The sequence below is a fragment of the Meiothermus hypogaeus genome, assembly GCF_003574035.1.
Classification (GTDB): domain Bacteria; phylum Deinococcota; class Deinococci; order Deinococcales; family Thermaceae; genus Meiothermus; species Meiothermus hypogaeus.
In genome coordinates this window covers 1-6,434 of sequence record NZ_QWKY01000126.1, presented here as the reverse complement: position 1 = coordinate 6,434, position 6,434 = coordinate 1, and the positions used below count along the sequence as shown (strand labels likewise).

The following is a 6,434-nucleotide window of genomic DNA, read 5'->3' as shown; positions in this document are numbered from 1 at the left end:
CCAAGGGGCGGTATCGCCCTCCGCTACGCGGATAACTTCCAAGGGGCGGTATCGCCCTCCGCTACGCGGATAACTTCGGTCGGGTTAGTTCGTCACCCTTTGGTGACGAACTAACCGAATCTGGTATAAGTTGTAGAAACTGTGCCCTGGCAATCAGGCTTGACCGGCCCCCTGGCCTAAGGTTGTCCAGCCCTGGGCCGGATCCCAGGGGTACACAATCCAGGCGTCGGTCTCGGCAGCGTAGTAGTCGGGGGCGTCGCCGGGGAACTGGCTTTTGCTGGGCTTGTAGTGCAGCACCGCCACCTGCGGCTGACCGCCTGCCATCTTGATGCGCTCCCGCACCGCTACGGCGGTTTTGCCCGAGTCCCAAACATCGTCCACAATCAGAATGCGCTTGCCGTAGAGCAGGCTATCGGAGGGAAACTGCAGAAAAACGGGGTCTTTGATGGTCTCGCCCACGTCGGTATAAAACATCACCGCCGCGGTCAGGATGTTGCGCTGGTCGGTGGCCTCGGAGACCAAACAGGCCGGAATCATGCCGCCCCGGGTAACAGCCAGAATGCAGTCGAAGTCGTTGGGGTTGACCTGGCCCAGCAGCCTGGAAACCAGGTTGGTGATGTCCTGCCAACTCAGGTACTGTTTGCCCGAATAGCCTTGGGATTCGCTCATAGGGCTCCTTGCCTCGATCTTGCGCTCTTGGGGGTCTGGAGGACTCGGGGGGCACGCTGTCCGGTCTAGCTCGCGATGGGCTTATCCAGCTCAAAAGCGCTGTGCACGGCCCTTAAGGCGGCCTCGGCAGATTGCAAGGGAATAATGGCGGATATCCGTACCTCACTGGTAGCGATCATGTCGATGTTGGCCCCCACACTAGAAAGTGCCTGGAACATGCGGGCCGGAATGCCGGGGGTGGAGGCCAGGGCTACCCCCACAATGGAAATTTTGCATACATCACGGCGCAACTGAGCTTCTCCGCCAATTTCGGCCAGAACGGGCTCGAGGGCCTCCATAGCCTCGTCGGCAAAGTCCTGGTTGACGGTAAAGGCCATCTGGGTACGGCTGGCCTCGTGACCGGGAACCCCCTGGATAATCATGTCCACGGCCACACCTTTGCGGGCCAACGCTTCAAAAACTTGGGCCGCAATGCCGGGCCGGTCGGGAATCCCTACCAGGCCAATCTGGGCAATTTCGTCGTCGAGGGCCACCCCCGTCACTGGGCGATCGAGTTCCATGCCATCCTCCGTAACAATGGTGCCAGGGTTATAAGAAAAGCTGCTACGCACATGGATTTTTACTCCGTAGCGTTTGCCATAGTAAACCGACCGTGGGTGCAGCACCCGCGCCCCCAGGGCGGCCATTTCCAGCATCTGGTCGTAGCCAATTTTGTTGAGCTTCTGGGCCTCCGGAATGGCGTGGGGGTCGGTGGTGTAAACCCCTTCGGTATCGGTGAAGATTTCGCACTCGTGAGCCCCTAAGGCCGCCGCCAGCGCCACCGCGGTGGTGTCGGAGCCCCCCCGCCCTAAGGTGGTGAGCTCGCCCTCGGGGGTGGTGCCCATGAAGCCTGCCACCACCGCCACTTCTCCCCTGCCCAGGGCTTGCTGGATCAGGGTGGGCTCGACCCGCAAAATGCGGGCATCGCCAAAGCGCCCATCGGTGGTGATGCCGATCTGGTGCTGGGTAAACCCCCTTGCGGGTATGCCCATGGCGTTGAGTTGCATCGAGAGCAACGCCACCGACTGCTGCTCGCCAATGGTAGTGAGCATATCGAGTTCACGTTGGGGAGGGCGTTTATTGACCCGCTTGGCCAGGGCAATCAGCTCGTCGGTCATGCGGCCCATGGCCGAGACCACCACCGCAATCTGGTGGCCTTTCTCGAGGTAATGGTGGATGCGCTGGGCAACCTTATGGATGCGCTCGAGGTCGCCCACGCTTGTTCCACCGTATTTCTGGACAATCAGCGCCATAACTAGCTCAGAATGCTAACATGCCTGCACCCGATAGCCAATAGCAGATAGCCGATGCCCAAAGCAAAACCGGGCGGTTGTAGGGAGCTTGGCCCAGGCGATAAGCTACATACAGAGGTCGAAAATATGAGCGTCTTTCCAGAGTGGTTCAAAGCCTTCAAGCAGGTAGAAATCTGGCCCAGCATGGACATGGCGGTGCTCTCGGGGCACAAGGGGCAGGTGGGATTTGCCCAGGTGCAGGAGGAAACCTTTGTCCCCGAGCACGCCCACGACGGCCAGTGGGGCGTGGTGCTGGAGGGTGAGGTGGAGTTCGTGATGGGCGGCGAGCGAAAGGTCTTTCGCAAAGGCGATTATTATCATATTCCCGGTGGTGTGCCCCACAGCGCCAGGCTGGCCGCAGGTACCGCCTTTATCGACGTCTGGGAGAACGAGCGGTTTCCAGCAGAGCGGCTCAAGTAAAACCACAGGTGCCTTATGTACGAGAACATTCTGGTCGAAACCCACGGACGTGTAGGCTTGGTGAAGCTCAACCGACCCAGGCAACTCAACGCCCTCAATACCGCCACCCTCCGCGAACTGGCCCAGGCCGTTGGGGCCTTCGAGCAGGACGAGGCCATCGGCGCTATGGTTATCACCGGCAACGAACAGGCCTTTGCCGCCGGGGCCGACATCGCCGAGTTTCAGCAAACCAGCCTGGCCGAGCTGATGCAGGGGCTCCGGGCCGATCAGTACGAGACTCTGCGCAAGGTTCGCAAACCCCTGATTGCGGCCGTTTCGGGATTTGCCTACGGTGGGGGCTGCGAACTGGCCATGCTCTGCGACCTGATTGTGGCCTCCGACACCGCCCGGTTTGCCCAGCCCGAGATCAACCTGGGCATCATTCCGGGTGGCGGGGGCACCCAGCGCCTCACCCGCCAGGTGGGCAAGTACCTGGCCATGGAAGTGATTCTGGCCGGAAGGGTGCTCTCGGCCTGGGAAGCCTTGCAACATGGTCTGGTAAACAAAGTAGTACCGGTGGAGCTGTATCTGGAAGAGGCCCTCGAGCTGGCCCAGGCCATTGCAGAGCGGGCCCCCCTGGCGGCCCGACTGGCCAAGGATGCGGTGAACCGGGCACAGGACATGAGCCTGGAGCATGGACTGAGCCTCGAGCGCAGCAATTTCCTGATTGCTTTTGGCAGCGAGGACAAACACGAGGGCACCACGGCTTTTGTGGAGAAACGCAGGCCGGTATGGAAAGGTAAATAACCGGCCCATCAAGATTCATTGTGGAGGCAGCATGAGCGTCTTACTCAAGGAGTTCCAGGAGGGCATCCTGACCCTCACCCTGAACCGGCCCGAGGCCATCAACGCCCTGACCACAGAGATGCTAAAGGAGCTGGGCAAGGTGCTTGCCAGAGAAGCCCCCGCGCCCGAGGTGCGCGTGGTGGTGCTGCGGGGCGCAGGGCGCGGCTTTTGCTCGGGCCAAGACTTACGCGAGTTCGAGGGCCAGCGCATTTCCTACAAGGCTCACCTGCGCAACTACCAGTCGGTGGTGGAGGGCATGGCCAGCCTGGAAAAGCCGGTGATGGCCGCCATTCATGGCGCGGCGGCGGGGGCCGGGCTCTCGCTGGCCTTGGCTTGCGACCTGCGGGTAGCGGCAGCCGATGCCATCCTGACCACTGGTTTTAGCAAGATTGGGCTAATCCCCGACGCCGGCATGAACTACCACCTGCCGCGCATGGTGGGCTATGCCAAGGCTTTTGAACTCGAGGCCCTCTCGCCCCGCCTGGGGGCCGAAGAGGCCCTGAGCCTGGGCCTGGTCAACCGAGTGGTACCCACCGAGGCTTTCCCCGCCGAGGTAGCCAAACTGGCCGCCGAGCTGGCCCAGGGGCCTAGCAAAACCTATGGCCTGATCAAGCGGGCCTTGCGGCGCAGCGCCAGCGCCACCCTGGCAGAGATGCTCGAGTACGAGGCTTTGCTGCAAGAGGTAGCGGGCCGCACAGAAGACCACCAGGAGGGTGTGCAGGCTTTCTACGAAAAACGTCCCGCCCGGTACCGGGGAAGGTAGACTGTCCGCGTGATTCGCTACCTCAAAGGAACGGTGCTCAAAAAGAGCCAGAGTAGCGCTGTATTGCTGGTGGGGGGTGTGGGTTTGGAGGCCAGTTGTCCCGCCTCGACGCTGGCCCAGCTCAGCGAAGGGCAGGATGCCGTCCTGCACACCAAACTGGTGGTACGGGAGGACGACCTTTCGCTCTTTGGATTTAGCGACGAACGCAGCCTGGAGCTATTTGAACTGCTGCTCTCGGTCTCGGGGGTAGGGCCTAAAGTGGCCCTCAACCTGCTCTCCTCGCAAACCCCGGCCCTGCTGGCCAGGGCGCTGGCCGAGGGCGATTTGCGTTTGCTTACGGCGGCCCAGGGCGTGGGTAAGAAGCTGGCCGAGCGGATTGCCCTCGAGCTGCGCGGCAAAGTACCCGCCCACCTGATGGGCGAAGGGGGCGCCATCGTTCGCACCGCCCATACCGAGGAGGCCGAGCTGGCCCTGATCACTCTGGGTTTCCGCGAGAGCCAGGTGCGGAGCTTGGTAGCCGAAATTGCCCAGAAAAACCCCGAGGCAGGTACGCAGGAACTCATTAAGCTGGCCTTGAAGGCACTGCGCTAGGCGTCTGCCGAGCAGGTTGGTGGAATGTCAGAGTTATTAGAAATAGCGCTCCCGCATCTGGCTCAGGAAATCTTCGCTCAGATGTACCCCCGAAGCCGAGCCCAACACAGTATCAATGCCGCAATAGGGGCATAGCGCAGTCTGGCCTTCATCCACCCATTCTTCGATTTCGCTGGGGGTAAAAATACGCAGGCAGTAGAAGCAACCACACAGCTCGCTCTGCAAAACCTCCGCGCGGTGGCGGGTGGAATGCCGGTGGGCTTCTAGATATGTCATTGCGCCTCCAGCCAGGGCAACATTTCGAGCAGGTTCGAGACCTCGAGGTCGGCGGGGTGCTGGGGGTCTTTGGGCTTGAAGCCGCGCTCCACCCAGACCGATTTCATGCCAGCATTGGCCGCACCTGCAATGTCCCGCTCGGGGTTGTCGCCGACCATCACGCAGGCTGAAGGCTCCACGCCCAGCTCCGTGCAGATATGGTCGAAAATGCCGCGCTGGGGCTTACCAGTATCGAGCTCACCCGAAACCGCTACCGCCTGAAAGCGGTCGAGCAGCCCGAAGCCCTCGAGTTTCTCGCGCTGCAAATCGGGCACCCCATTGGTCACGATGCCCAGTTTGTAGCCCGCAAGGGCCTTCAGCAGTGGGTCAATCTCGGGATAGCGTGGGTACAAGCGCCGCTCGGAAAGGTAACGGTGAGCCAGCACCTCGCAGAGTGCATCGTCGTGAATATTTTGTGCTTCTAACGACTCGCGCCAGACGGCTACACGAAAATCTGGTACCCAGTCGTGCAGTGTTTTCAATGCGGGGTGGGTTTGCACCTCGTAGCGCGCCCATAGCCCTTCCCCCGCACTGTGGCCAATACGCTGGGTATATTCAAAAACTGGAGACGACTTCCACAGGCGCACCGCCATGGTTTCTGCCGTCTGAATAAGGTGCGGTATATCCAGGCTGTACCAGGAGGCGGCATAAAAAGCGCAGCTCCGCAAGGCGTGCAGCGAGACGGGGTGGTCGAGGATGAGGGTCTCGTCTAAGTCGAACAAAATGGCCTGAATCACGCCCCAATAGTAAGGTAACTGAGCAATTCCTGCACCCTGCCGGAAAGTTTTGTTAGTGCGCTTGCTCGAGCAGCACCCGCGCCCCTTCGCGCAGCGCCTCCTGCTCGTTTTGGGTCAGCTTGAGACCTTCCCAAAGGGCACTGAAGTAGCTTTCTTGCATGAGAGCGATTTCAATGGACATGATTTTTTCAAAGGCCGTGATGGCGGCCAGAATGTCACTGCCGCGCAGCGCGTTGCGCAGGTGCTCGAGGGTCAGCTCCTGCACAATGCCCACCGCCGGAATAAAGTGACCGGGCCGCACCCCCACTCTGGCATGCACCAGCCCGATGTGCATCCGGCGCAGGGCGTAATTGGCGTCATAAACGCCAGCAAAAATCTCCCGATACCAGACTGCAAAGGACCGATAAAGCCGCTCGACCCGGCCCGGCACACCCCACAGAATTTCGTGCATCTCGGGGTCGCGGCCCAGATAATCGTAGAAAGCCAGGGCCACCTCGGGGGCCAGGGGGCCTGCAATGGGCTCGAGGCTCCGCAGGGTTTGTACGTGCTGCTCAGTCAGCCCTGTGCGGCGCACCAGGGTTTGCAGCAGCTCTTCGGCCCTCATCCCTGGAATTCTACTTCAGGGATACCTTTAGCTCATAGTCAACAGACAGTTGGACTCATCTAAAGAATTCGGTTGAGTAACGAAGTGGTGTGATGATGGGTAAAAACCAACATTTTGGAGAGGATTGGTTTGAAAGCCGTTGCCAAGCAGAGAGGGAATGTTGTATTGGACGGTGACGA

At 60.5% G+C, this 6,434-nt stretch carries 9 protein-coding genes; 4 read left to right on the top strand and 5 right to left on the bottom strand.

Annotated features, from left to right (window positions below; genetic code table 11):
• Positions 1 to 153 precede the first annotated feature (153 nt).
• Positions 154 to 669, bottom strand: a complete 516-nt coding sequence (locus tag Mhypo_RS17015; RefSeq protein ID WP_119342433.1) for a phosphoribosyltransferase — start codon at positions 667 to 669, stop codon at positions 154 to 156.
• 65 nt (positions 670 to 734) lie between these two features.
• Positions 735 to 1,961 (bottom strand): aspartate kinase, encoded by a 1,227-nt coding sequence (locus tag Mhypo_RS17010; protein WP_119342432.1) that lies wholly within the window; start codon positions 1,959 to 1,961, stop codon positions 735 to 737.
• 126 nt (positions 1,962 to 2,087) lie between these two features.
• Here Mhypo_RS17010 and Mhypo_RS17005 point away from each other — a divergent pair, with 126 nt between their 5' ends.
• Genes Mhypo_RS17005 through ruvA form a run of 4 tightly spaced genes read left to right on the top strand, consistent with a single transcriptional unit; the run spans position 2,088 to position 4,599 of the window.
• On the top strand, positions 2,088 to 2,420 hold the full coding sequence (locus Mhypo_RS17005; protein WP_119342431.1) for a cupin domain-containing protein: 333 nt from the start codon (positions 2,088 to 2,090) through the stop codon (positions 2,418 to 2,420).
• Between the two features lie 15 nt (positions 2,421 to 2,435).
• Positions 2,436 to 3,206 carry an enoyl-CoA hydratase-related protein gene (locus Mhypo_RS17000; RefSeq protein ID WP_119342430.1) on the top strand — a complete coding sequence of 257 codons (771 nt, stop codon included), beginning with the start codon at positions 2,436 to 2,438 and terminating at the stop codon, positions 3,204 to 3,206.
• Positions 3,207 to 3,237: 31 nt separating this feature from the next.
• Entirely contained in the window at positions 3,238 to 4,008 is a 771-nt protein-coding gene (locus tag Mhypo_RS16995; RefSeq protein WP_119342429.1) for an enoyl-CoA hydratase-related protein, read from the top strand.
• A gap of 9 nt (positions 4,009 to 4,017) precedes the next feature.
• Positions 4,018 to 4,599 carry a Holliday junction branch migration protein RuvA gene (gene ruvA, locus Mhypo_RS16990; RefSeq protein ID WP_119342428.1) on the top strand — a complete coding sequence of 194 codons (582 nt, stop codon included), beginning with the start codon at positions 4,018 to 4,020 and terminating at the stop codon, positions 4,597 to 4,599.
• A gap of 36 nt (positions 4,600 to 4,635) precedes the next feature.
• Here ruvA and Mhypo_RS16985 read toward each other — a convergent pair whose 3' ends face one another.
• Genes Mhypo_RS16985 through Mhypo_RS16975 form a run of 3 tightly spaced genes read right to left on the bottom strand, consistent with a single transcriptional unit; the run spans position 4,636 to position 6,255 of the window.
• Positions 4,636 to 4,875: a cytoplasmic protein gene (locus tag Mhypo_RS16985; protein WP_119342427.1), complete on the bottom strand. Its 240-nt coding sequence runs from the start codon at positions 4,873 to 4,875 to the stop codon at positions 4,636 to 4,638.
• Positions 4,872 to 5,651: an HAD family hydrolase gene (locus Mhypo_RS16980; protein ID WP_119342426.1), complete on the bottom strand. Its 780-nt coding sequence runs from the start codon at positions 5,649 to 5,651 to the stop codon at positions 4,872 to 4,874. Before Mhypo_RS16980 ends, Mhypo_RS16985 begins: the two co-directional genes overlap by 4 nt.
• A gap of 52 nt (positions 5,652 to 5,703) precedes the next feature.
• Positions 5,704 to 6,255, bottom strand: a complete 552-nt coding sequence (locus Mhypo_RS16975) for a protoglobin domain-containing protein (RefSeq protein WP_119342425.1) — start codon at positions 6,253 to 6,255, stop codon at positions 5,704 to 5,706.
• Positions 6,256 to 6,434 lie beyond the last annotated feature (179 nt).